Here is a 23,031-nt window from a genome sequence, read left to right on the forward strand (position 1 = left end):
TTTGAGCGAGCTTTACAGAAACAGGTAGGTCATGGCCGGGAACAGCCAGCGCAGGAACCGCCGCACGTCCAACAAGAAGGGCGCGCAGGTCGGCAGCGGTGGCAAGCGGCGCCGCTCACTCGAGGGCAAGGGGCCGACGCCGCCCGCGTCCGCGCGCAAGGGACACGTCAAGAACCGCATCGCCAACGCCAAGGCCAAGCAGGCCCAGCGCCGTCCCGTCGCACGCCGCGGCGGCAAGGGCACCTCGGAGATGGTCGTCGGCCGCAACCCGGTCTTCGAGGCGCTGCGTGACGGCGTGCCCGCCTCCACGCTCTACGTCCAGCAGTTCATCGACAACGACGAGCGCGTCCGCGAGGCCCTCCAGCTCGCGACCGGCCGCGGCAACATTCACATCATGGAGGCGCCGCGCCCCGAGCTCGACCGCATGACGAACGGGCTCAACCACCAGGGCATGGTGCTCCAGGTCCCGCCGTACGAGTACGCGCACCCCGAGGACCTCGCGGCCGCCGCCTTCGACGACGGCGAGGACCCGCTCATCGTCGCCCTCGACGGCGTGACCGACCCTCGCAACCTGGGCGCGGTTGTCCGCTCCGTGTCCGCGTTCGGCGGCCACGGCGTCGTCGTGCCCGAGCGCCGGGCGGCCGGCATGACCGCGGGCGCCTGGAAGACCTCGGCCGGCACGGCCGCGCGGACGCCGGTGGCACGCGCCACCAACCTGACCCGCGCGCTGGAGTCGTACCAGAAGGCCGGCCTCACCGTCGTCGGCCTCGCCGCCGACGGCGAGACCGAGGTCGGCGAGCTGGAGGCACTCGGCGGGCCCGTCGTGATCGTGGTCGGCAGCGAGGGCAAGGGCCTGTCCCGCCTGGTCGGCGAGACCTGCGACTACCTGGTCCGCATCCCGATGCCCGGCGGCGCGGAGTCGCTGAACGCGGGCGTCGCGGCGGGTGTCGTGCTCTACGAGGCGGCCAAGCGCCGCTGAAGCGTTTGCCCGGGCCGTGGCGAGCCAGGGCAGGGGCCGTTGGCGGTTGCTGTGCGGGGGTGGTTTCCCCGGGGCGGGCCAGTGTGCCCGGGCCGTGGCGAGCCAGGGCAGGGGTTGTTGGCGGTGCTGTGCGGGGGTGGTTTCCCCGGGGCGGGCCGCAGCGGTACGTGCCCCGGGAACGCATGTGCTCCCGGGGCACGCGCGGATCGGGCAGACCCGGTAAAGGGCGGTCGAAAAGGCTCAAGAGGCGCGCTTGACGGGTCTCGGACAGATCGGGCCCGCCGGGGCCGTGCCCTAAACACACGTCACTCGGTTAGATGAGTGTGGACACCAGAACGCCCCGGTCCGGGTTCGATGATCAGCCTGCACTGAGCATGGTCAAGGTGGACTGCGATCCCGCGCAGGTCATCGTCAACCACGCCAGCTTCCGGGTGCAGCTCGCCCAGAGCCCGCGCCCCGCACGTGCCCTGGCGGACACCTCACGGCTCGCCTCCGTCGGCGCGGGCACCGCGCGGCGCAGGGCGCCCGTCGTGTGGAGCGGCAGGTCCGCGCCCGGGGACTCCGGCGCCACCGGGCTCCTCCAGGCCGTGCGCAACTCCACCCTGGAGCACGACCCCTACAACACCGGCGCCACCCAGGTCATGCCGCGCATCGACCTCGGCGACGACACGGTGCAGCACCCTGCCGTCACCGACGCGCGACCTCTGCTGCCGCCCATGCGCCAGGCCGTCGGCGCCTACGACTCGTACGACTCCTACAGCCACGGGCAGGACGGCCCGGACAGCCGCGAGGGGCAGGACGGCCCGGACACGTACGGCGGCTACGGCCAGGACACCTACGACCCCGAGCCGTACGCCGAGATCGCGCCCACCGCCGCCGGTGCGCCCGCCGGCCACCGGCCCACAGGCGACCCCACCCGGCACGCCTACTACCCCGACCGCCGCCTGAACCTCGGCGTGGTGCTCCTGCCGCTGCGCCTGCTCCTCGGGCTGATCTCCGTGTACGCCGGCATGGGCAAACTCTGCGACCCCGTCTACTTCGACGGCGGCGACCGCGGGTCCATGGTCATGTGGCTGAACTCGCTCCACCCCTGGGCGCTGGCCGCTCCGCTGCGCGACTTCGCACTCGCGCACCCCGTCGGCGCCGGACTCACCGTCGCCTTCCTCCAGGTCGTCGTCGGCGTCCTCACCGTCCTCGGCCTGTGGCAGCGCGTCGCCGCCGTCATCGGCGCCCTGCTGTCCGCGGCACTGATCCTCACCGTGACCTGGCGGACCGTCCCCGTCTACGACGCGCCCGACTTCATCTTCCTCGCCGCCTGGTCCCCGCTGATCATCGCGGGCGCCCCCGTCTACTCCATCGACGGCCGCCTCGCCGGCGAGGCCTGGCGCACCCTCGGCCCGCGCTCCGAGATCTGGGACCTGCGCCGCCGTGTCCTGCGCCGCGGCGGCCTCGTCGCCGCCGTCGTCGTGGGCCTCACCATGCTCATCGGCTCCATGCTCGGCGGCGCCGTCCGCTCCACCGAGGTCGTCACCGTGCCCGGCCCCGACCAGAACCCCAGCAACCACCTGCCCGGCGCCCCGCTCCCGCAGGAACCCGGCACGGAACGCAGCTCCTCCGGCACGCGCACGGACAAGCCCTCCCCGTCCGCCAGCCGCTCCGGCACCCCCACCTCGAAGACCTCGGCACCCGCCGAGGACACCGTCCGCGAGACCGGCCAGGTCGGCGGCACCCCCAGCGAGACCCAGGGCACCGGCCAGCAGGCCCCCACGGGCTCGCAGCCCGCACCGCCGCCGACCACCAGCTCCGGGCCCACGTCCAGCGGCGGCACCGGCTCCGGAGGCACCTCGGGCGGCTCCGGCGGGGGCTCCGGCGGCTCCTCCGAGGGCGGCGGCGTCATCGGCGGCCTGCTGGGCTGAGGCCCTACGCGCCGAGAGGGCGGTCACCGGGTGCATCCGGTGACCGCCCTCTTCCGCATGGTCCTCGCGTACGGGCCTCGGCCCTACAGGCCGGCTCAGCGCACCTGCGAGGCGAGCTCCTTCGCGGCCTCGGTCAGGTCCTTGGCAGTGTCGATCGCCCGCCAGTACGCCCCCTGCGGCAGCGGGAAGCCCGCCAGACGCCGCTCACGCGCCAGCCGCGGGAACGTCGTGCGCTCGTGGTCGCCGACGTCCGGCAGCAGGCCCGTGAAGGCCGCCGAGAACACGTACACACCCGCGTTGATCAGATACGGCGACGGCGGCGACTCGATGAAGTCCGTGATGTGCCCGAATGCATCCGTCTCCACCGCCCCCCACGGAATCCGGGGGCGCGCCAGCGCCAGCGTCGCCGTCGCGTCGCGCTCCCCGTGGAACGCCGCCATCTCCCGCAGCGAGAACCGCGTCCAGATGTCACCGTTCGTCGCGTACCACGGCTGGTCCGGATGCGGCAGGCTCGCCGCCGCGTACTTCAGACCACCGCCCCGGCCCAGCGGCTCCGTCTCCACCACCGTCGTGACCCGCAGCGGCAGATCGGCGCTCTCGAGCCACTTCTGGAGCACCTCGGCCAGATGCCCGCACGAGACCACGGCGTCGGTCACGCCCTCCGCCGCGAGCCAGGCCAGCTGATGCCCGATGATCGGCATCCCCGTGCCGGGAATCTCCACCATCGGCTTCGGGCGGTCGTCGGTGTACGGGCGCAGCCGCGAGCCCTGGCCACCGGCCAGGACCACGGCCTGCGTCGGATACGTAGGCATCTGCATGCCGTGAACGATATGCGCACCGCCGGACACGACACGGACCGGACCCGCGGGTGCGGGCCCGGTCCGTGTCGTGTCCGGCCGTGCGGCGCCGTCGGCTGCTGGCGGCGCCGCGACGGCCCCTCAGTGCCCGAGCGCCTGCTGCTGGACGCCGGTGGCGAAGGAGGTGTCGCAGACGGGCCGCGAGAACCGCTGGGCGCGCGTGGGCCCGTAGCGGTCCACGGCGGCCCGGCCCAGGGCGCGGGCGATCGACATGCAGTGGTGGGCGAGCGAGGGACGCGCCTCGACCTCGCGCTGCAGATGCGTGAGCGCGACGCCCGGGTCCTTCGCCTGCAGCTCCGTGAGCAGCTTGTCGCGCAGAACGTCCTGCGGCGCACGGGACTTGGCGCGCACCGAGACATGCTCGGAGGATGCGGTGAGCATCTGCGACTCGGTGGCGGCCTGCCCGGCCCACGGGACGCTGGAGACCGCGAGGGTTCCGGAGAGCACCAGGACGACAGGCAGGACGAGGGCGAGAGTGCGGCCGATTCGGCGGGCTGTGTGGGTCACGCGAGTGAGCGTAGCGGCCAGTGATGATTTGGCGACATTCAGTCACTCACGTGGGGGATGGTTCGAGGGCTCTTTTCGAATCGCATGTTGACGCCCGGGGGTGAAATGCCAGTGAACGCCCGGGATTTGTCCGACTGCACGAAAAGCCGGGCCCCGCATGTCGAGTGCGGAGCCCGGCCTCTGTGCTATCGAGCCGGAGAACTGCCCGGCGCGTCAGTCGCTCAGTCGCTCAGGCGCTCGCCCGTCGACGTCGAGAAGACGTGGATCTCGCCCGGACGCGGCACGACGTGCAGCTCGCTGCCCTTGTCCGGCACGCTGCGGCCGCCGACACGGACGACCAGGTCCTTGTGCTCGCCGCCGACCTGGGCGGAGCCGTACACGTAGCCGTCGGCGCCGAGCTCCTCGACGACGTTCACCGACACGGCGAGACCGGCCGGGGCGTCCTTGGAGAGCGTCTTGGTCTCCGCGCCGCCGTGCTCGACGACGTCGAAGTGCTCGGGGCGGACGCCGACCGTGACGGTCGTGTCGCCCTTGTCGGCGGCGGCGGACAGGGCCTCGCGGGAGACCGGGACGACGCTGTTGCCGAACTTCACGCCGCCTTCGGTGATCGGGACCTCGACCAGGTTCATGGCCGGGGAGCCGATGAAGCCGGCGACGAAGAGATTGGCCGGGCGGTCGTACATGTTGCGCGGCGAGTCGACCTGCTGGAGCAGCCCGTCCTTGAGCACTGCCACACGGTCGCCCATGGTCATGGCCTCGACCTGGTCGTGCGTGACGTACACGGTGGTGATGCCGAGGCGGCGCTGGAGGCTCGCGATCTGCGTACGCGTCGACACACGGAGCTTGGCGTCGAGGTTCGACAGCGGCTCGTCCATGAGGAAGACCTGCGGCTCACGCACGATGGCCCGCCCCATGGCGACACGCTGGCGCTGACCGCCGGAGAGCGCCTTGGGCTTGCGGTCCAGGTAGTCGGTGAGGTCGAGGATCTTCGCGGCCTCCTCGACCTTCTTGCGGATCTCGCTCTTGTTGACGCCGGCGATCTTGAGGGCGAAGCCCATGTTGTCGGCGACGCTCATGTGCGGGTAGAGCGCGTAGTTCTGGAACACCATGGCGATGTCCCGGTCCTTGGGCGGCAGGTGCGTGACGTCGCGGTCACCGATCCGGATGGCGCCGCCGTTGACGTCCTCGAGCCCGGCGAGCATGCGCAGGGAGGTGGACTTGCCACAGCCGGAGGGGCCGACGAGGACGAGGAACTCGCCGTCCTCGGTCTGGATGTCGAGCTGGTCGACGGCGGGCTTGTCGGAACCCGGATAGATCCGGGTCGCCTTGTCGAACGTGACAGTAGCCATGGTGAATGGCTCCCTTCACCGGCAGGAACGTGCCGGACGATCCGTTGTAGAGGGAGTGGTCCAGTCCACCCCGTGGGTGGACTGGCGGTGACGCTACCTGGCGATGTCGGATCTGTCAGCAGTCGATGGGCGACGAAATTTTCGAACGAGGCGGTGCCTCGGCCCGAACGGTTGGCTTTTGATCTCGCCGCGCGGGTGCCAGAGCACCCGACTTTTGACCTCGCAGGCGCGCGTAAGCAGAGCAACGGATTGTGAGCTTGCCGCTCCTTGCGCGCATTTGCGCCCTCACGAGCAGCGCTTCCTGCTTCGACGCCCATCGCCGACTGCGCACAGCCCTCAGGGGCCACACCAGACCGGTCTTACGCGGGCTCCACAGGCATGACGGCCGACGGCCCGTCGGTCCGTACCTCTCTCCAGCACTCCCTACGCCGTCAGATGGACCTCCGGCAGCTCCGACGCCCTGATCACGGACGGCATCCCTCTGCCCGGCGGCAGCGCCATCGCCGCCAGCCAGTACAGCCGCATCCCCTCGTCCCGGAGATTCACCGCCGCGTTCACGTCCCGGTCGTGCACCACACCGCACTCCTGACAGGTCCACTCCCGCGCCGACACATCGAGGCGAGGGCCCTTCGCGTGGCATGAAGAACAACGACGCGTGGACGGGAAGAACCGGTCCACGATCACCAGCGTCCGCCCGTACCACGCGCACTTGTACCGCAGCTGCCGCAGCAGCTCACCCCATGCCGCATCGGTGATCGACTGGTTCAGTTTCGCCTTCCGTCGCCGTCCCTTGCCCGGCGCTGAGCGCAGGAGATTGGCAACGGGAAGGTCCTCCACCACGAGCACTTGGTTCTCGCGCACGAGGCGAGTCGTCAACTGATCCAGCGCGTCCCTGCGGGCATCACTGATGAGCGCGTACAACCTGGCGATACGCTCACGGGCCTTCCCCCTGTTCTTCGACCCCTTCTCCTTGCGGTGCAGCTCCCGCTGCCGCCGCGCCAGCTCATCCGCGTACTTCCGCAACAGCCTGGGATGCTCCAGCTTCGAACCGTCGTCCATCGTGACCAACGTGGCCAGACCAAGATCCAGACCGACCGCCTTCGGCTCGCATCCACCCGGCAGAAACACGGCCGGCAGCGGTTCTATCCGCTCTTCCACCAGCACCGACAGGAAATAGCGGCCGCCCCGATCACGGGTCACCGTCAGCTTCACCGGCACCTGACCACCGGGCAAGGGACGCGACCACCGCACATCCAACGGCTCGCCCTGCTTTGCCAGCGTCACCGACCCCGTCCCCGGCCGCTCCGGATCCTCCACCCACCGGAACCCGGTCCGCACATACGTCGCCGAATCCCGCGACCGACGCTTCCTCTTCGGCTTCGGGTACCTCGCAGCACCCCGGAAGAACCGCGAAAACGCCCCCTCCAGATGCCGCAACGCCTGCTGCAGCACTGTCGACGACACCTCCCGCAACCACGACGTCCCCTCCGCCCGACGCCACCCCGTCAATGCCCGACACGTCTCCGCGAACCCGAGCGACACCCGATGCTGCTCCCAGGCACGCGCCCGTAGGGCAAGCCCTTCGTTGTAGACCCAGCGGCAGGCGCCGAAGGTCCGCTCGAGCTGCTCGGCCTGGGACGCGGTCGGATAGAAGCGGAACCGGTAGACACGCTGCTGGGTGCCGGCCTCTTCGGTCCGGCTCTTCAGAGGCGTCGCGACACGGGCGTGATGCTTGCGCCGGTCGGCGATGCCGAGGTCCTCCCGCTTGACGCGCTTGGCTTCCTCGCCCACGACGCGCACAGGCTGCTCGGATGACCCCATCACACCCCCCTGCCGTCCGATAGCCGGAACAGCACTCCTGTCCGTTCAACGAACGTGTGGGCGGGTGGTTACGGTGGGCGTGAAGTTCTTCGCGGGCGGTTCGTGGTGCTGTGTAGAGTGGGGGAGCCTCGCGCGCGTGAGTGACCGCGAGCAATGCCGCCTTAGCTCAGTTGGTAGAGCCACTGCCTTGTAATCAGTAGGTCGCCGGTTCGATTCCGGCAGGCGGCTCCACGAAACACGTGTCCCGGACCTCTCAGGTCCGGGACACTTGCGTTTTGCGGGGGTGTGTTCGGGGTGTACCTGGGGAGGGGTGCGTCGGATGGGGCGTCGTTCGGGTGGATTCATCGGAACCTGGGCGGAGGCACAACGGCAGCAGCAGCGGCAGCGCGAAGCGCAGCACTCGGCGGTTGTCCGACAGCAGAGGGAGCAGGAGCGACAGCAGCGGGCGTACGCGCGGGACATGGCGCGGATGCACCGGGAGCAGCAGGCCGCTTATCGGCGGCAGCGGGAGCAGGATGTTCTGCGGCGTACGCAGGAGCTGGATACACGGGTGGCTGCCTTGGAAGGGCTGCTCGTCGCTGGGTGTGAGGCGCCTCGGTTCCGTGTTGCGACGTTGCGGCGGACGGAGGAGGTGGAGGCCTTCGCGCCGGGGCCTTTGGCGCAGCCGGTGAGGATGCCGGATCCGGCCCATTACCAGTCGCGGGGCGGTTGGACGGCTGCTGGGCGGGCGCAGGCGGAGCAGGAGGCGCGGGCGCGTTTCGAGCGGGACTGGTATGCGGCGCAGGCGGCCGAGGAGAGGCGTCGGCAGGATCTGGCGGCGTATCGGCAGCAGTACGACGACTGGGCGCGTGCGCGGCTGGCGGAGATCCGGGAGCACAACGCCGGAATCGAGGGTATGGCCCGTGCTTTGCGTGCGAGTGAGCCGGAGACGGTGGTGGAGTACTTCTCGGCTGCTCTGTATGCGTCGACGGCTTGGCCGGAGGGGTTTCCGCGGCAGGTGTCGGCGGCGTACGACCGGGCGGCGCGGCAACTCGTGCTCGATTGGGAGCTGCCCGGCTACGAGGTTGTTCCTGAGGCGAAGGGCGTGCGTTATCTGGTCGGGACGGACCAGGAGAAGGAGATCGCCCGGCCGGCGGCCCAGCGGAGGGCACTGTACCGGGACGTTCTTGCGCAGAGTGTGTTGCTGGCGTTGCGGGAGTTGTTTGCGGCGGATGAATGCGAAGTGCTGCGTTCTGTGGCGCTGAATGGCTTCGTGGATGACGTGGATCCGGCGACGGGCCGGCCGTCGCGGGTGGTTCTGGCGTCGGTGATGGTGGATCGCGCGGAGTTCGAAGCGGTGCATTTGGAGCTGGTCGGTGCGGTGGAGTGTCTGACCGGGGGGCTTCGGGGGCAGTTGTCGGCGCGTCCTGATCAGCGGGTCGCGGTGCGGCCGGGCCGCGTTCCGGAGCAGGTGGGTTCGGGGGGGGGGGGGGGGGTTCCCGCGGGAGCGGCGGTGAACCGGACCTGCTGGCGATGGATCCGATCGAGTTCGAGGGCTTGGTGGCGGAGCTGTTCCGCGCGCGTGGGTTTCAGGCGATGACAACGCAGCGGTCGAACGACGGTGGGGTGGATGTGGATGCGGTCGATCCTGATCCGATCAGCGGCGGGAAGATCGTTGTGCAGGTGAAGCGCTACCGTGGCACGGTTCCGGTGGCTGCGGTGCGGGAGTTGTTCGGCACTGTTCAGGCGACGGGTGCCAACAAGGGTGTTCTGGTGACTACGTCGGGTTTCGGTCCGGGTGCGTACACCTTTGCCAATGGCAAGCCTTTGACGCTCGTGTCGGGGACGGAACTGGTTGATCTGCTGCACCGGCACGGGCTGCGTGGGCGTCTCGGTGACGGGGAGGCGGTCTCGGTTCCTGCGTCGGCTGCGGACGAGGTTCCAGGCAGTGATCACGACTACAGCGTGCTCGGGATGTCGTGGTCGGGCTCGGTGGCTCTGGATGTCTGTGCGTTGGTGTGCGCGGGGAACAGGGTGCTCGGCGACGAGTTCTTCGTTTTCTTCAACAACGAGGCGACGCCGGACGGCTCTGTGCGCATGTTGGGTTCGTTTGCCGGGGATCGGACGGCGATTCGGGTGGCGTTCGATGCGTTGCCGGAGGGGGCGGATCGACTGGTGCTGGTGGCGGCGGTCGATCCGGAGGTGAATCCGGATGCTGATCTCTCGACATTCGCGGATGCGTCGATCCGGCTCCGGGATGCGTCGGGCGTGGAGCTGGACAGGTTGGTCGTGTCGGACGGTCGGGACAGTGAGACGGCGCTGGTCCTGGGATCGTTCCGGCGGCGTTCCAGCGGAGACTGGGAGTTCGTGCTGGGCGGCAAGGGCTACCGGGGTGGTTTGGAGGAGCTGGTGGGGGATTTCGGGATCGCGGTGGAGTAAGCCGACTGCCCGGGCCGACGTGCTGTCGGCCCGGGCGCTTTTTCATGTCCCGGACACCTGGGGGTGCGGGCCAGGACGCCGTGGCCCCGGGTGGGGGTGTGCGGGCCGAGGGTGTGAGGGTCGAGGCTGAGTGCGGCGGCGATCTTCGGGGCGAGGTCGGACGCGACCCAGTCCCATTCGTCGTCGCCGCCGACCTCCGCGTGGCACCGGGTCTCGAAGGGCAGCGGGTCGCCGATGGTCAGGTCGCGTCGTCGACCGCGGCGACCGCGTCCGCGAAGCCGGTCGGCTGCGGGTCGGTGAGCTCCATCGCGTCGAGTACGGCTGTCTGGTCGCCGGTGGGGAGCGCCGGCCAGTGCAGTCGGCATGCGGTGATGGGGGCGGGGGTGTCGGTGGGCATCAGTGGCGGCCCGAGATCTTGTCCGCGAGTCTGGCCAGGCGGTCCGTCGTGGGCGTGTGGGTGGTGGCTTCGCGGCGGTCCGCGGTGCGGTAGGCCGCGTAGAGGGTGTGGACGCCGAGCCAGCGCAGCGGTTCCGGTTCCCAGTTGCGGACTTTGTGGTTCACCCAGGGCAGGGCGGTGAGGTCGGTGGGGCCGGACTGGCCGGCGTCCTGCTGGATCAGGTCGCGGAGGGTGCGGGCGGCGAGGTTGGCGGTGGCGACGCCGGAGCCGACGTAGCCGCCTGCCCAGCCGAGGCCGGTGGAGCGGTCGAGGGTGACGGTGGCGCACCAGTCGCGGGGGACGCCGAGGACGCCGGACCAGGCGTGGGCGATGCCGGTGCCGGCGAGGCGGGGGAAGAAGCGGACGAGGATGTCGCGCAGGGCGTCGATGGTGGTGGGCTGGGTGCGTCCGTCATTGTCGGTCCTGGAGCCGTAGCGGTAGGGGACGCCGCGGCCGCCGATGGCGATGCGGTCGTCGGCGGTGCGCTGGGCGTACATGTAGGCGTGCGCCATGTCGCCGAGGGTTTCGCGTCCGGACCAGCCGATGTCGGACCAGACGTGTTCGGGCAGCGGGTCCGTGACGATCATGGAGGAGTTCATGGGGAGCCAGGTGCGGTGGCGGCCCTTGAGGGAGGCGGTGAAGCCTTCGGTGCAGCGCAGGATGTAGGGGGCGCGGACGGTGCCGTACGGGGTGACGGCGTGCTTGGGCCTGATCTCGGTGACCGGGGTGGACTCGTGGATGGTGACGCCGAGCGCTTCGACGGCGGCGGCGAGGCCCTTGACGAGTTTGACCGGGTGGAGGCGGGCGCCGTGCGGGGTCCAGGTGGAGGCGACGGCTCCGGTGACGCGGATGCGTTCGGCGGTCTCGCGGGCGCCGAGCAGGAGGCGGTCCTTCTCGCCGAAGGCGATGTCGACGGCGTGGAAGGCTTTGAGGCGGGCGAGTTGGGCGGGGGTGTGGGCGATTTCGAGGACGCCGCCCTTGTGGATGTCGGCGTCGATGGATTCCTCGCCGGCGACGCGGATGACTTCGTCGACGGTGTCGTTCATCGCCTGCTGGAGGCGGACGGCGGCGTCGTGGCCGTGCAGGCGGGCGTAGCGGTCGCGTCCGGCGATGCCGTTGTAGAGCCAGCCGCCGTTGCGTCCGGAGGCGCCGTATCCGCAGAACGTGGCTTCGAGGACGGTGATGTTGAGGAAGGGGACGGCCTTCTTGAGGTAGTACGCGGTCCACAGGCCGGTGTATCCGCCGCCGACGATGCAGACGTCGGCGGTGGTGTCGCCGGGCAGGGGTTCGCGGGGGGCGGGTGTGCCGTCCTGTGCGTACCAGAACGAAATGCCGCCGTTGACGGTGCTCATGTCGATTGCTGCTTCCCTGCCGGTGGACGCGTTCGTGTGGCGGGAATTTACTGCTCCGGGCGGGGTTTCGCGACGTACGATCGCGGCGTGATCGACATTCCGGACGAGCTGGTCGCCTCCTTGCTGTCGTACGGGGAGGAGTCGGGGCGGGCTCTGGTCGAGGCGTTGCCGGGGCGGGCGGAGGCTTTTCTCGACGGGTGGGGGCTGCGGCTCGACGGGCCGTCGATGTACGGCGGGGTCTCGTTGGTGCTGCCGGTGGTGTGTGCGGACGGTACGCGGGCGGTGCTGAAGCTGCAGCAGCGTGACGAGGAGACCGAGGGCGAGTGGCTGGCGTTGCGCACGTGGGCCGGTGACGGGGTGGCGCGGTTGCTGGAGTGCGACGCGCAGACGGGGACGCTGTTGCTGGAGAGGGTGGTTCCGGGGCGGCATCTGTCGACGGTGGCGGACGACCGGGCGGCGACGGAGGTGCTGGCCGGGCTGCTGGCGCGGTTGTCGTCGGTGGCGGCGCCGGTGGGGTTGCGCAGGCTGGGGGATGTCGCGGCGCGGATGCTGGTGGGGGTGCCGGCGGCGGTCCTGGGGCTGGCGTACGAGGAGGAGCGGCGTCTGCTGCGGGACTGTGCGGCGGCGGTGCGGGAGGTGGCGGGGGAGCCGGGTGACCGGCTGCTGCACTGGGATCTGCACTTCGACAACGTCCTGGCGGCGGAGCGTGAGCCGTGGCTGGCGATCGATCCGAAGCCGCTCGCGGGGGATCCGGGGTTCGAGTTGCTGCCGGCGCTGTGGAACCGGTTCGACGAGGACGCGGTGCTGTGGCGGTTCGATCTGCTGACGGAGGTGCTGGGGCTGGACCGTGAGCGGGCGCGTGCGTGGACGCTGGGGAGGGTGCTGCAGAACGGGCTGTGGGAGGTCGAGGAGGGGGAGGACGAGCTCGACGAGGACCAGGTGTTCATCGCTCGGACACTGCTGGCACGGTAGGCGGCCGTCGGGGCAGGCTGTGCCCATGATTCGTACTGCTGCGCCTGACGACGTGCCCGTGATCCACGAGATGGTCCGGGAGCTCGCGGACTACGAGAAGGCCCTGCACGAGGTGAGGGTGACCGAGGAGCAGTTGCGTGAGGCGCTGTTCGGGGAGCGGCCCGCCGCGTTCGCGCACATCGCGGAGACGGATGCGGGGGAGGTGGCCGGGTTCGCGTTGTGGTTCCTGAACTTCTCGACGTGGCGTGGGGTGCACGGGATCTATCTGGAGGATCTGTACGTGCGGCCGCAGTTGCGGGGCGGTGGTCATGGCAAGGCGCTGCTGACGGAGTTGGCGCGGATCTGTGTGGCGCGCGGGTACGAGCGCCTGGAGTGGTCGGTGCTGGACTGGAACGCCCCGTCGATCAGTTTCTACGAGTCGCTGGGTGCGAAGCCGCAGGACGAGTGGACGGTGTACCGGCTGACGGACGGGGCGCTCGCGGCGTTGGGGTCGTAGGCCGAGGGCCTTACGGGATGAGGACGACCTTGCCGACGGTGCCGCGGGTTTCCAGGGCGCGGTGGGCGGCGGCGGCCTGGTGGAGGGGGAAGCGGGTGACGGCGGGCCGCAGTCGGCCGGCGGCGGCTTCGGTGAGGGCGCGGGTCTCCAGTGCGCGCAGGCCGCCGGCCTTTTCGAGCATGGCGGGGCCGAGGACGCCTTCGGAGGTGATGCCGCGTGCGGCGAGTTCCTCGTCGGTGAAGAGGGGGGCGGTGTCGGTCGTGATGCCCTGGCTGGACCAGCCGAAGACGATGTGCCGCCCGCCCTTGCCGAGGAGGTCGGCGGCGGTGCGGGCGGTGTCCCCGCCGACGGAGTCGTAGAGGACGGTGGCGCGGCGGTCGCCGAGGTGGGCGCGGACCGTGGCGGGCCAGTCGGGGCGCAGGTAGTCGACGGCGAGGTCGGCGCCGTTGGCGCGGACGCGGGCGGTCTTGTCGGGGCCGCCCGCGAGGCCGATGACGGTGGCGCCGGCGTTCTTGGCGTACTGGACGATCAGGGTGCCGATGCCGCCCGCGGCGGCGGGGACGATGACGGTGTCGTCGGGGCCGAGGTCGGTGAACTGGAGGATGCCGAGGGCGGTGCGGCCGGTGCCGATCATGGCGACGGCCTCGGCTTCGTCGAGGCCGTCGCAGACGGGGTGGAGGCGGTCGGCGTCGGTGACGGCGAGTTCGGCGTAGCCTCCGGGGTTCATGCCGAGGTGGGCGACGACGCGCTTGCCGAGCCAGGTCTCGTCGGTGCCGTCGCCGATGCGGTCGACGGTTCCGGCGACCTCGCGGCCGGGCACGGTGGGGAGTGCGACGGGGGCCGGGTAGGGGCCTTGGGCGCCTTGGCGCAGGGCGGCGTCGAGGAGGTGCACGCCGGCGGCGGCGACGGCGATCCGTACCTGGCCGGGGCCGGGTACGGGGTCGGCGACGCTTTCGTGGGTGAGGTTCTCGGCGGGGCCGAAGGCGTGGAGGCGGACGGCGTGCATGGTGGGCTCCCTCGTTGTCGGTTGCGGGACCCACTGTTCGACCTCAACTTTGCTTGAGGTCAAGGGCCTTTCGGGTGCCGCTGTGCCGGGTGCCCGTGTACGGGGCGACGCGCAGGGCGAGCGAGGCCGCTTCCAGGCCGCTGTTGAACGCCACCTCGGACAGGAGCCCGGGGGCCGCGACCTGGTCGCCGGCGAGGTAGACCCCGTCGCCGCGGTCGATGGCGGGCCGGTCGCGCCAGGTGGTGCCGGGCACGTCCACGGCGCCGGTGCGGCCGTTGGCCAGCGCCTCGCGGCGCCATGCGGTGCGCTCGCGCCAGCCGGGGAAGCCGAGGTCGAGGAGGGCTTCGGCGTGGGCGACGCCGTCGGCCTTGGACGCCTCGGGGGCGATCGGGAGCTGGGCCTGGAGGAGCGACTGCCCCTCGGGGGCGAGCGACCGGTCCTGGGCGGTGAAGCGTTCCAGCCAGCCGGGCGCGTCGAGGTCGGAGACGACGAACGGGTCGCCGCGCCGGCTGCGCAGCGCCAGGTCGACGAGGGTGGTACGGCCGCTGGTCCAGCGCAGGCTGTCGTCGCCGAGGAGCCGGCGGGCGGCGTCGAGGGAGGTGGCGACGATCACGGGACCGTGGCGCTCGGGCAGGGCGTCGACGCGGGAGGTGGTCTCGATGCGTACGCCGAGGTCCCAGGCGCGCGCCGCCATGCGGTCGACGACCTGGCCCCAGCCACCGCGCGGGTAGTGGGCCTCGGGCGGCAGGGCGGTGGTGCGGCGGAGCCGTTCCTGGACGAAGGCGGCGGAGAGCGAGCCGGGGTCGTGGTGGAAGAGGGCGACGCCCATGAAGTGGGCGGTGGCGCGGGCTCCTTCCTCACCGGCGACGCGGGTGGCCCAGGACAGGAAGTCGGTGTCGACGGGGGCCTCCGCGGCGGGGCGGCGGGCGATCTTCAGCAGGGCGAGCGGCGGGGTCCTGCGGAGCGCGCCGCCGCGGCGGAAGCGGAACCGGGCGCCTTCGCGGGGCGGGAGCGCGGCCATGGGGCCGAGCAGGCCGCGCTGCTTGAGCCAGGTCCAGTGGGGGCCGCGGTTGTAGAGGGCGTGCGGACCGTCGTTGGTCCGGTACGGGCCCTCCGTGGTGCGGGCCCGGCCGCCGAGCGTGTGGTGAGCCTCGTACAGGGCCACGCGGGCACCGGACTCGGCGGCGGTGATGGCGGCGGTGAGGCCGGCGAAGCCGCCGCCGACGACCGTGATCTCCTGCATTGCTGTCTCTCCCCGGATGGCTCGGCCCGCTGTCGACTCGCGCGGTTGTCTCCGATGGGACGGATCCGGTGCCGCGATGTGTGACATCGCCGCGGCCCGAGGGCGTTGTCAGTGGCACACGTCACCATGGGGACCATGGCGAAGGCGCGTGGGACGAAGGTGGCGGCGGCTCGGGTGGCGGAGGTGCGGCTGCCGCCGCTGGAGAGGTTCGGCGGCGGCGGGCTGGAGCCGGACGGGGAATACGACGGGGTGGAGTTCGCCGGGCTGGACCTCGGCGGGCAGCGGGGCGCGGGGGCGCGGTTCATCGACTGCGCGCTGCGGGAGTGCGCGCTGGACGACACGGAGCTGGTGCGGGCCCGTTTCGTGGACAGCGTGCTGGAGGGCGTACGGGGCGTGGGGACGGACCTGGCGGGGGCGTCGCTGCGGGACGTGGAGGTGAGGGACGCGCGGCTGGGCGGGGTGCAGCTGCACGGGGCGGTGCTGACGGGCGTGGCCGTGAAGGGAGGGAAGATCGACTTTCTGAATCTGCGGGAGGCGAGGCTGACGGACGTGGTGTTCGAGGGCTGTGTGCTGGTGGAGGCGGATTTCGCGGGGGCGCGGCTGGAGAGGGTCGCGTTCCGGGACTGCGCGCTGCGGCAGGTGGACTTCGGCGCGGTGCGGATGAAGGACGTCGACCTGCGGGGCGCGACGGAGCTGGACATCGCGCGGGGGGTGGAGCGGCTGGCGGGCGCGGTGATCAGCTCGGCGCAACTGCTGGACCTGGCCCCGGCGTTGGCGGCGCAGGTCGGTGTGCGGGTGGAGTGAGGGCTGTCCCGTGGCGCCGGGGGCTACTGGGTGCGGGGGAATCGGGACTGGAGGTCCCAGATCGCCGGGTTGTCGGCGAGACCCTCGTGCATGTCCGTCAGGTCCGCGATCAGGTCGTGGAGGAAGTCGCGGGCCTCGCGGCGCAGTTCGGAGTGGCTGAAGGTGAGGGGCGGTTCGTCGCCGGGCATCCAGTCCGCCTCGACGTCGACCCAGCCGAAGCGCCGCTCGAAGAGCATGCGGTCGGAGGACTCGGTGAAGTCGAGCTCGGCGTGCTGCGGCCGGGCGGCGCGGCTGCCGAGCGGGTCGCGGTCGAGCTGCTCGACGATGTCGCACAGCGCCCACGCGAAGTCGAGCACGGGCACCCATCCCCAGGCTGTGGACACTTCCCGGTCCGCCTTCGTGTCGGCGAGGTAGACGTCGCCGCAGAACAGGTCGTGGCGCAGCGCGTGGACGTCCGCGCGCCGGTAGTCGGTCTGCGGGGGGTCGGGGAAGCGGCGCGAGAGGGAGTAGCCGATGTCGAGCACGTAAGTGATGGTGTCATGGACTGCAGGTCCTGCTCAGTGCGAGTCCGACCTGCCGAAATGCATCGTTCACGCGTTCGATTGAAGAGATCCGCCTTTCAGGCCGAGGCGGCGGCATACGCTGAAAGTGTCGCTCTGCGCGAAGGAGGCCTGCCATGGCGCTGCCTGTACCCGAGTACGGGACCGAGAATGACGTGTTCGAGTCCAGGAACCCGGCAATGTCGGTTGAAGAAGCCTTCGACGTGTTCAGCGCGGCCGCCCCCGACGGGTGGCGCGTGGAATTGATCGAAGGGGAGATCCACGTGACGCCTCCGGCCAATGGTGAGCACGAAGAGATCGTCTCGGAGCTCAGTGGTCAGGTGCGCGACCACCGCAAGGATCTTGCTCGGTACACGGGAATCGGACTGTTCGTGCCCGGAGCTTCGATGACCGGAAGATCGTGCCGGACCTGGTGGTCGCGCCCAAGGGCAGCTTTGCCGACCGGCAGGAATACCATGATCCCTCCGCCGTATTGCTCGTCGCGGAAGTGACCTCGGACTCGACCGCCGGTAACGATCGTGTCAAGAAGATCCGCGGCTATGCGCGAGCCGGGATCCCGTTGTATCTGCTCATCGACCGGGAGTCGGGACAGGCTGTCCTGTGTGCCTCACCTGCGGGAGAGGACTACGAGGACAAGGTCGCGTACGAACTCTCCAAGACCGTCCCGCTGCCCGAGCCCCTCGGCTTCGACCTCGACACCAGCGAGTTCTGACGCCCGCCTGCCTCACGACAGCAGCCGCTGTTCCTTCGCCACCGCTACCGCGCCCGCGCGCGTGTCCACGCCGAGCTTGGCGTAGATGCGCCCCAGGTGCGTCTTCACCGTCGCCTCGCTGATGAACAGCGCGCGGGCGATCTCGCGGTTGCCGAGGCCGCGGGCGAGCTGGCCGAGGATGTCCCGTTCCCGTTCCGTCAGGGTCGGCCCGGCCGCGCCCCGCATCCGGTCCATGACGCGGCCCGCGACCGGTGCCGACAGCGCGGTGCGGCCCTCGGCCGCCGCGCGGATCGCGGCGAACAGCTCCTCCGGGCGTTCCGCCTTGAGCAGATAGCCGGTCGCCCCCGCCTCGATCGCGCGGGTGATGTCCGCGTCCGTGTCGTACGTCGTCAGCACCAGTACATGGACGTCGGGCGAGGCGATGCGCCGTGTCGCCTCCACCCCGTCGATGCCCGGACCCAGCTGAAGATCCATCAGGACCACGTCGGGCGTCAGCTTGGAGGCCATCGCCACCGCCTCCTCGCCGCTGCCCGCCTCGCCGACGACCTCGATGTCGCCCTCGCTGCCGAGCAGGGCCAGCAGCCCCGCCCGTACGACGGCGTGGTCGTCGCAGAGCAGGATCCGTACGGTCATGACACCTCCAGCGGGATCGCCGCCGAGAGCACCGTGCCCTCGCCCGGCGCCGACTCGACGGTCAGGGTGCCGCCGAGCTGCCGCACCCGCGCCCGTATGGCGGGCAGGCCGTGCCCGCGGACGCCGGAGGGCGCGTCCGCCACGGCGCCGGAGACGTCGCCCGGATCGAAGCCCCGGCCGTCGTCGGCGACGTCGAGGACGACCTGGTCGTCCAGGTACGTCAGGGTCACCGCGGCGGTGGTGGCGCCGGCGTGCTCGCGTACGTTCGCCAGCGCGCCCTGCGCGATGCGCACCAGCGCCGACTGGACCCGGTCGGGCAGCGCGACCGGTGTGCCGTCGACCCGGAAGCCCGCGGACTCGCGGGCCGCGACCGTGCGCAGCGCCTCCTCCAGGCTGCCGCCCTCGGCGAGGTCGGCGGGCGCCAGGTCGTGCACGAAGCGGCGGGCCTCGGCGAGGTTGTGCTCGGCGATCGACCCCGCGGTACGGACGTGGCGGCGCGCGGCCCGCGGGTCGGCGTCCCAGGTGCGGTCGGCGGCCTGCAGCAGCATCTGCTGGCTGGACAGGCCCTGGGCCAGCGTGTCGTGGATCTCCATGGCCAGGCGCTGGCGCTCGGCGAGGGTGCCCTCGCGGCGTTCGGTGGCGGCCAGTTCCCGGCGGGTCCTGATCAGGTCGTCGATGAGGGCGCGCTGGCGGGTCACGAGCCGTTCGGCGTGGACGAAGACGGCGGTGGCGATCGCGGCGACGGCGGGCGGCGCGATGACCAGGTTGGGGTCGAACCCGCCGTGCGAGAGCTGGACCTGCGCGGTGACGACGAAGACGGTGAGCAGGACGACGAGGACGAGCGCGGCGCGCATCGGCAGGATCCGCAGCCCGGTGTAGAACAGCGGCACCGCGCACCAGGCGAAGCTCGGCGCGAGCACGACGAGCACCATCCACACGGTGACGACGGTGAACAGCCACGGCCGGACGAACCGGCGGGGCGTGGCGCGCGGTCCGAAGACCGGCCCGAGGACGTACAGCAGGGTCAGCGCGGCCGACAGCCCGATGATCCACGGGGAGCGGATCTCCCAGGGGTGGCGCAGCAGGTAGCGGGCGAGCGAGGCGCCGAGCAGCAGGAAGAACGCGGCGTGCATGACCCGTGCCAGCCACCGGGCGTCGGGGTCCTGCTCGTGCACGGCTCGCTCCTCTCGGCGCTCGGGGTCCGGCCGGGTCTCGGGCCCGGTCTCGGACCTGGCCTGGACCCTCTCTCGGGCCCGTCTCGGGCATGGGTGTAGGCATCCATCGTGACCCGGGCGGACCAGGGCGGCATCAGCCGATCGGTCGACATGCCCGTCGTCCGTCACGGGGTGCAGCAGCAGCCGGACCGTGGACCGCCGGGGGCCGGGGGCGGCCGGAGGATCGATGGCAGAGCGCAACGCAGTCCTCGACCTCCCCAAGGAGCCATCCCGTGAAGAAGATTCTCATCGGTGCCGCCACTGCCGCCGTCGTCGCCGCCGGTACGTTCGGCGCGGTCTCCGCCAGCGCGTCGGCCCCGGCCGCCGAGACCAGGGCGGCCGTCACGGCCGACGCCTCGGACCGGAACCTCATGCAGTCCACGCACCTGACGGTCGAGGCCGCGACGAAGGCGGCGCAGGCGACGCTGGACGCCGCGGAGAAGGAGAACCAGCACGTCACCGTCGCCGTCGTCGACCGCAACGGCAACACGATCGTCACCCTGCGCGGTGACGGCGCGGGCCCGCAGTCGTACGAGTCCGCCGAGCGCAAGGCGTACACCGCGGTGTCGTGGAACGCGCCGACCTCCGAGCTGGCCAAGCGGCTGGAGCAGGCGCCGAACCTGAAGGACATCCCGGGCACGCTGTTCCTCGCGGGCGGCGCCCCCGTGACCGCCGGCGGCGCCCCGATCGCGGGCATCGGGGTGGCGGGTGCGCCGAGCGGCGCGCTGGACGAGAAGTTCGCGCAGGCGGGCGTGGCGGCGCTCGGCCGCTGACGCTGACGATGGGGCGCGCCCCCTGGCCCTGGGCCTCGCACGCACGGCGTGACTGCGCCTGTCCGGGGCGGCCGCCCTCGCCGGGGCGCCGCCCGGAGACCCCGCGCCTCAAACGCCGGGGCTGGATGTGCCCCGGCCTCCAGCCCCCGCGCCTCAAACGCCGGCGGGGCCGGTTATGCCCCCGGGCCCCGAGACTCGCCCCCGAGGCCCTTCCCCCACGCCCCCGCCTACGATCAGGGGGTGGAACCGCGTGCAGCACTCCGTACCGTCGCCGCCGTCGGCGTTCTCGTCCTCGCGGGTTGTACGGCCGGCTCCGCCGGGGTGCAGGGGGAGCCCGGGGCCGCCGGGGTGCGGGATCCGTACTTCCCCCGGCTCGGCAACGGCGGTTACGACGTCCAGCACTACGGCCTGGCCCTCGACTACGACCCCGCCACCGGCCGCCTCGCCGGCACCGCCGAGATCACCGCGCGGGCCACGCAGGACCTGAGCGCCTTCCATCTCGATCTGCGCGGTCTGACCGTCGAGAGCGCCACGGTCGACGGACGGCGCGCGGCGGCCAACCGGGCCGGGGACGAGCTGACCGTGCGGCCGCGCCAGGACATCGTCGACGGTGCCCGCTTCCGCACGGTCATCCGCTACTCCGGCGTCCCGCAGGCCGTCACCGACTCCGACGACGCGCACGAGGGCTGGCTCAGGACACCGGCGGGGGCGATCGCGGTCGGCGAGCCGTCCGGCTCCATGGCATGGTTCCCCGGCAACCACCACCCGGCGGACAAGGCCACCTACGACATCGCCGTCACCGTGCCCAAGGGCGTCCAGGCCGTGTCCAACGGAGAGCGGACCGGCGAGCGCACCACCGGCGCACGCACCACGCACAGCTGGCGCTCGGCCGAGCCGATGGCGAGTTACCTTGCGACCCTCGCCGTCGGGGACCTGCGCGTGACGACGTCGCGTACGGCCTCCGGGCTGCCGGTCGTCACCGCCGTCGACCCGAAGGCGGCGAAGGCGAGCGCGGACCTGCTCGCCGAACTCCCCGACTACGTCGACTGGTGTGTCCGGCAGTTCGGCCCGTACCCCTTCGCGTCGGCCGGTGCGATCGTCGTGCCCAGTGAGCGGATCGGCTACGCGCTGGAGACCCAGACCCGGCCCGTCTTCCCGCTGGACCAGTTCGACGAGGCCACCCTGGTGCACGAGTTGGCGCACCAGTGGTTCGGCAACTCCGTCACGCCCGCGTCCTGGCAGGACATCTGGCTCAACGAGAGCTTCGCCACGTACGCGGAGTGGATGTGGCGGGAGGACTTCGAGGACGTCGCGGTCGAGGACAGTTTCGAGGCGGCGTACGAGGACGACGCGAACTGGGCCTTCCCGCCCGCCGAACCGCCGGGCCCCGACGACCTGTTCGCGGCGCCGGTGTACGGGCGGGGCGCGATGGTCCTGCACCAGGTGCGCGCGGCGGTCGGCGACGACGCCTTCTTCGGGATCGTGCGCGGCTGGGCCGCGGAGCACCGCCACGGCAACGCCTCCACCGACGACTTCACCGCCTACGCCGAGGAGCGGTCGGGCAAGGACCTCGCAGAGGTGTGGGACGTCTGGCTGTACGGGGACGGGCGGCCGGCCGGGCCGTGACGGCGCGGCGCCCCCGGGCGGGGGAGGAGCAGGGGAAGGGCCCCGGCCGAAGCGGCCGGGGCCCTTGCCCTGTCGGACTCGGCCGCGTCAGATGTTGACGCCGAAGTCGCGGGCGATGCCCTCGAGACCGGAGGCGTAACCCTGGCCGACGGCGCGGAACTTCCACTCCGCTCCGTTGCGGTACAGCTCGCCGAAGACCATGGCGGTCTCGACGGCGGCGTCCTCGCTCAGGTCGTAGCGGGCGATCTCGGCGCCGCCGGCCTGGTTGATGATGCGGATGTAGGCGTTGCGCACCTGTCCGAAGTTCTGCGCGCGGGTGACCGCGTCGTAGATGGAGACCGGGAAGACGATCTTGTCGACGTCGGCCGGCAGACCCGCCAGGTTGACGTTGATCTGCTCGTCGTCGCCGCCGCCCTCGCCGGTGCGGTTGTCACCGGTGTGGACGATGGTCTGGTCCGGCGTCGACTTGTTGTTGAAGAAGACGAAGTGGGCGTCGGAGGCGACCTTCCCCGCGGGGTTGACCCCGATGGCGGAGGCGTCGAGGTCGAAGTCGGTGCCGGTGGTGGTGCGGACGTCCCAGCCGAGGCCGACCGTGACGGCGGTCAGGCCCGGTGCCTCCTTGGTGAGCGAGACGTTGCCGCCCTTGGACAGGCTTACTGCCATTGGGAAGTCCCCTTCGTTCGAGTGTGCGGGCTTCGAGTCCTTGCGAAGCTACCGTCATCCGTCATAACGCGGGCAGGGGACCGGCAGGTTCCATCCGATGCCCGGAGAAAAGCGGGTGACGGCATCCGTCCGGGCGCGGGACCATGGGTGTCATGTCCGGGCCCTACATCATCCGCGGTTCGGTCTCCCTGCCGGAGGCCGAGCTCCTGTGGCGTTTCTCGCGGTCCTCGGGGCCGGGCGGCCAGCACGTCAACACCAGTGACTCCCAGGTCGAATTGCGCTTCGACCTGGCGAGGACGGAAGCGCTGCCGCCGGTGTGGAAGGAGCGCGCGCTGGAGCGGCTCGCGAGCCGTCTGGTGGGCGGTGTGATCGCCGTACGCGCTTCGGAGCACCGCTCGCAGTGGCGCAACCGCGAGACGGCGGCGGTGCGCCTGGCGGCGCTCCTCGCGGAGGCGACGGCGCCGCCGCCGAGGCCGCGGCGGGCGACGAAGATTCCGCGGGGGATCAACGAGCGGCGGCTGCGGGAGAAGAAGCAGCGCGCGGAGACGAAGCGGGGACGGTCGGGCCGCGACTGGTAGTGGCGGGGGCGCCGCGCTTGTCGGGGGCGCTGCCCCCGGCCCCTTCCCGGGGCTACGCCCCGGTGCCCCGCGCCTCAAACTCCCCCTACGGCCTGGCGGCCGTGGGTGGGGGTACG

Annotated in this window: 20 protein-coding genes, 1 tRNA gene and 2 pseudogenes; 11 read left to right on the forward strand and 12 right to left on the reverse strand. The window is 71.5% G+C overall.

Annotation, left to right across the window (positions count from 1 at the left end):
* The first annotated feature begins 31 nt into the window (after nucleotides 1–31).
* Nucleotides 32–979, forward strand: coding sequence for a 23S rRNA (guanosine(2251)-2'-O)-methyltransferase RlmB (rlmB, locus tag ACF08N_RS23825; RefSeq protein ID WP_392326691.1), 948 nt, complete (start codon nucleotides 32–34; stop codon nucleotides 977–979).
* Between the two features lie 317 nt (nucleotides 980–1,296).
* On the forward strand, nucleotides 1,297–2,895 hold the full coding sequence (locus ACF08N_RS23830) for a DoxX family membrane protein (protein ID WP_392326692.1): 1,599 nt from the start codon (nucleotides 1,297–1,299) through the stop codon (nucleotides 2,893–2,895).
* A 95-nt stretch (nucleotides 2,896–2,990) separates the two neighbouring features.
* Here the strand turns inward: ACF08N_RS23830 and ACF08N_RS23835 are convergent, their stop codons facing one another.
* From ACF08N_RS23835 to ACF08N_RS23850, 4 genes are all read right to left on the reverse strand, one after another.
* Nucleotides 2,991–3,707 carry an NDP-sugar synthase gene (locus ACF08N_RS23835; protein ID WP_392326894.1) on the reverse strand — a complete coding sequence of 239 codons (717 nt, stop codon included), beginning with the start codon at nucleotides 3,705–3,707 and terminating at the stop codon, nucleotides 2,991–2,993.
* 126 nt (nucleotides 3,708–3,833) lie between these two features.
* Entirely contained in the window at nucleotides 3,834–4,259 is a 426-nt protein-coding gene (locus ACF08N_RS23840) for a hypothetical protein (protein WP_392326693.1), read from the reverse strand.
* Between the two features lie 221 nt (nucleotides 4,260–4,480).
* Nucleotides 4,481–5,608 (reverse strand): ABC transporter ATP-binding protein, encoded by a 1,128-nt coding sequence (locus tag ACF08N_RS23845; protein WP_392326694.1) that lies wholly within the window; start codon nucleotides 5,606–5,608, stop codon nucleotides 4,481–4,483.
* Nucleotides 5,609–6,031: 423 nt separating this feature from the next.
* A complete protein-coding gene (locus ACF08N_RS23850) occupies nucleotides 6,032–7,429 on the reverse strand; it encodes an RNA-guided endonuclease InsQ/TnpB family protein (protein ID WP_392326695.1) in 1,398 nt (465 codons plus the stop codon).
* Between the two features lie 155 nt (nucleotides 7,430–7,584).
* Between ACF08N_RS23850 and ACF08N_RS23855 the strand changes: the two genes are divergently transcribed.
* Both ACF08N_RS23855 and ACF08N_RS23860 read left to right on the forward strand, forming a co-directional pair.
* A tRNA-Thr gene (locus ACF08N_RS23855) sits at nucleotides 7,585–7,660 on the forward strand.
* Nucleotides 7,661–7,748: 88 nt separating this feature from the next.
* Nucleotides 7,749–9,847, forward strand: a pseudogene (locus ACF08N_RS23860) (restriction endonuclease).
* Nucleotides 9,848–10,085: 238 nt separating this feature from the next.
* Here ACF08N_RS23860 and ACF08N_RS23865 read toward each other — a convergent pair.
* Both ACF08N_RS23865 and ACF08N_RS23870 read right to left on the reverse strand, forming a co-directional pair.
* Nucleotides 10,086–10,244: a hypothetical protein gene (locus tag ACF08N_RS23865; RefSeq protein WP_392326696.1), complete on the reverse strand. Its 159-nt coding sequence runs from the start codon at nucleotides 10,242–10,244 to the stop codon at nucleotides 10,086–10,088.
* The gene (locus tag ACF08N_RS23870) at nucleotides 10,244–11,635 is read right to left on the reverse strand and encodes an NAD(P)/FAD-dependent oxidoreductase (RefSeq protein WP_392326697.1); all 1,392 of its coding nucleotides are present in this window, start codon (nucleotides 11,633–11,635) and stop codon (nucleotides 10,244–10,246) included. The genes ACF08N_RS23865 and ACF08N_RS23870 overlap by 1 nt, the downstream gene beginning before the upstream one ends.
* Nucleotides 11,636–11,722: 87 nt before the next feature.
* Between ACF08N_RS23870 and ACF08N_RS23875 the strand changes: the two genes are divergently transcribed.
* The gene (locus ACF08N_RS23875; protein WP_392326698.1) at nucleotides 11,723–12,607 is read left to right on the forward strand and encodes an aminoglycoside phosphotransferase family protein; all 885 of its coding nucleotides are present in this window, start codon (nucleotides 11,723–11,725) and stop codon (nucleotides 12,605–12,607) included.
* Nucleotides 12,608–12,632: 25 nt separating this feature from the next.
* Complete coding sequence (locus ACF08N_RS23880; protein ID WP_392326699.1) at nucleotides 12,633–13,103, forward strand: GNAT family N-acetyltransferase; 471 nt, start codon at nucleotides 12,633–12,635, stop codon at nucleotides 13,101–13,103.
* 10 nt (nucleotides 13,104–13,113) lie between these two features.
* Here the strand turns inward: ACF08N_RS23880 and ACF08N_RS23885 are convergent, their stop codons facing one another.
* Nucleotides 13,114–14,109, reverse strand: coding sequence for a zinc-binding dehydrogenase (locus ACF08N_RS23885; RefSeq protein WP_392326700.1), 996 nt, complete (start codon nucleotides 14,107–14,109; stop codon nucleotides 13,114–13,116).
* Nucleotides 14,110–14,152: 43 nt separating this feature from the next.
* The gene (locus ACF08N_RS23890) at nucleotides 14,153–15,352 is read right to left on the reverse strand and encodes an FAD-dependent oxidoreductase (RefSeq protein WP_392326701.1); all 1,200 of its coding nucleotides are present in this window, start codon (nucleotides 15,350–15,352) and stop codon (nucleotides 14,153–14,155) included.
* 159 nt (nucleotides 15,353–15,511) lie between these two features.
* Here ACF08N_RS23890 and ACF08N_RS23895 point away from each other — a divergent pair, with 159 nt between their 5' ends.
* Nucleotides 15,512–16,156, forward strand: a complete 645-nt coding sequence (locus ACF08N_RS23895) for a pentapeptide repeat-containing protein (RefSeq protein ID WP_392326895.1) — start codon at nucleotides 15,512–15,514, stop codon at nucleotides 16,154–16,156.
* A 23-nt stretch (nucleotides 16,157–16,179) separates the two neighbouring features.
* Here the strand turns inward: ACF08N_RS23895 and ACF08N_RS23900 are convergent, their stop codons facing one another.
* Entirely contained in the window at nucleotides 16,180–16,680 is a 501-nt protein-coding gene (locus ACF08N_RS23900) for a hypothetical protein (RefSeq protein WP_392326702.1), read from the reverse strand.
* Nucleotides 16,681–16,895: 215 nt separating this feature from the next.
* Between ACF08N_RS23900 and ACF08N_RS23905 the strand changes: the two are divergent.
* Nucleotides 16,896–17,428, forward strand: a pseudogene (locus ACF08N_RS23905) (Uma2 family endonuclease).
* A gap of 12 nt (nucleotides 17,429–17,440) precedes the next feature.
* Here ACF08N_RS23905 and ACF08N_RS23910 read toward each other — a convergent pair.
* Nucleotides 17,441–18,061: a response regulator gene (locus ACF08N_RS23910; protein ID WP_392326703.1), complete on the reverse strand. Its 621-nt coding sequence runs from the start codon at nucleotides 18,059–18,061 to the stop codon at nucleotides 17,441–17,443.
* Nucleotides 18,058–19,194, reverse strand: coding sequence for a sensor histidine kinase (locus ACF08N_RS23915; protein WP_392326896.1), 1,137 nt, complete (start codon nucleotides 19,192–19,194; stop codon nucleotides 18,058–18,060). The genes ACF08N_RS23910 and ACF08N_RS23915 overlap by 4 nt, the downstream gene beginning before the upstream one ends.
* 314 nt (nucleotides 19,195–19,508) lie before the next feature.
* On the opposite strand from ACF08N_RS23915, the gene ACF08N_RS23920 reads away from it, so the two are divergent.
* Entirely contained in the window at nucleotides 19,509–20,048 is a 540-nt protein-coding gene (locus tag ACF08N_RS23920; protein WP_392326704.1) for a heme-binding protein, read from the forward strand.
* A gap of 240 nt (nucleotides 20,049–20,288) precedes the next feature.
* The gene (locus tag ACF08N_RS23925) at nucleotides 20,289–21,674 is read left to right on the forward strand and encodes a M1 family metallopeptidase (protein WP_392326705.1); all 1,386 of its coding nucleotides are present in this window, start codon (nucleotides 20,289–20,291) and stop codon (nucleotides 21,672–21,674) included.
* Nucleotides 21,675–21,761: 87 nt separating this feature from the next.
* On the opposite strand, the gene ACF08N_RS23930 is transcribed toward ACF08N_RS23925, so the two are convergent.
* On the reverse strand, nucleotides 21,762–22,337 hold the full coding sequence (locus ACF08N_RS23930; RefSeq protein WP_392326706.1) for a TerD family protein: 576 nt from the start codon (nucleotides 22,335–22,337) through the stop codon (nucleotides 21,762–21,764).
* Between the two features lie 143 nt (nucleotides 22,338–22,480).
* On the opposite strand from ACF08N_RS23930, the gene arfB reads away from it, so the two are divergent.
* Nucleotides 22,481–22,915, forward strand: a complete 435-nt coding sequence (gene arfB / locus ACF08N_RS23935; RefSeq protein ID WP_392326707.1) for an alternative ribosome rescue aminoacyl-tRNA hydrolase ArfB — start codon at nucleotides 22,481–22,483, stop codon at nucleotides 22,913–22,915.
* The last annotated feature ends 116 nt before the right edge of the window (nucleotides 22,916–23,031 follow it).

Source organism: Streptomyces sp. NPDC015127, from assembly GCF_043080095.1.
In the GTDB taxonomy this organism is placed as follows: domain Bacteria; phylum Actinomycetota; class Actinomycetes; order Streptomycetales; family Streptomycetaceae; genus Streptomyces.

Bases quoted from the DNA above. Each gene is read 5' to 3' on its own strand.
- arfB (WP_392326707.1), top strand. From the start codon at position 22,481: ATGGGTGTCATGTCCGGGCCCTACATCATCCGCGGTTCGGTCTCCCTG.
- ACF08N_RS23890 (WP_392326701.1), bottom strand. From the start codon at position 15,352: ATGCAGGAGATCACGGTCGTCGGCGGCGGCTTCGCCGGCCTCACCGCC.
- ACF08N_RS23880 (WP_392326699.1), top strand. From the start codon at position 12,633: ATGATTCGTACTGCTGCGCCTGACGACGTGCCCGTGATCCACGAGATG.
- ACF08N_RS23835 (WP_392326894.1), bottom strand. From the start codon at position 3,707: ATGCCTACGTATCCGACGCAGGCCGTGGTCCTGGCCGGTGGCCAGGGC.
- ACF08N_RS23830 (WP_392326692.1), top strand. From the start codon at position 1,297: ATGAGTGTGGACACCAGAACGCCCCGGTCCGGGTTCGATGATCAGCCT.
- ACF08N_RS23865 (WP_392326696.1), bottom strand. From the start codon at position 10,244: ATGCCCACCGACACCCCCGCCCCCATCACCGCATGCCGACTGCACTGG.
- ACF08N_RS23910 (WP_392326703.1), bottom strand. From the start codon at position 18,061: ATGACCGTACGGATCCTGCTCTGCGACGACCACGCCGTCGTACGGGCG.
- ACF08N_RS23915 (WP_392326896.1), bottom strand. From the start codon at position 19,194: ATGCACGCCGCGTTCTTCCTGCTGCTCGGCGCCTCGCTCGCCCGCTAC.
- ACF08N_RS23870 (WP_392326697.1), bottom strand. From the start codon at position 11,635: ATGAGCACCGTCAACGGCGGCATTTCGTTCTGGTACGCACAGGACGGC.
- ACF08N_RS23930 (WP_392326706.1), bottom strand. From the start codon at position 22,337: ATGGCAGTAAGCCTGTCCAAGGGCGGCAACGTCTCGCTCACCAAGGAG.
- ACF08N_RS23850 (WP_392326695.1), bottom strand. From the start codon at position 7,429: ATGGGGTCATCCGAGCAGCCTGTGCGCGTCGTGGGCGAGGAAGCCAAG.
- ACF08N_RS23885 (WP_392326700.1), bottom strand. From the start codon at position 14,109: ATGCACGCCGTCCGCCTCCACGCCTTCGGCCCCGCCGAGAACCTCACC.
- rlmB (WP_392326691.1), top strand. From the start codon at position 32: ATGGCCGGGAACAGCCAGCGCAGGAACCGCCGCACGTCCAACAAGAAG.
- ACF08N_RS23845 (WP_392326694.1), bottom strand. From the start codon at position 5,608: ATGGCTACTGTCACGTTCGACAAGGCGACCCGGATCTATCCGGGTTCC.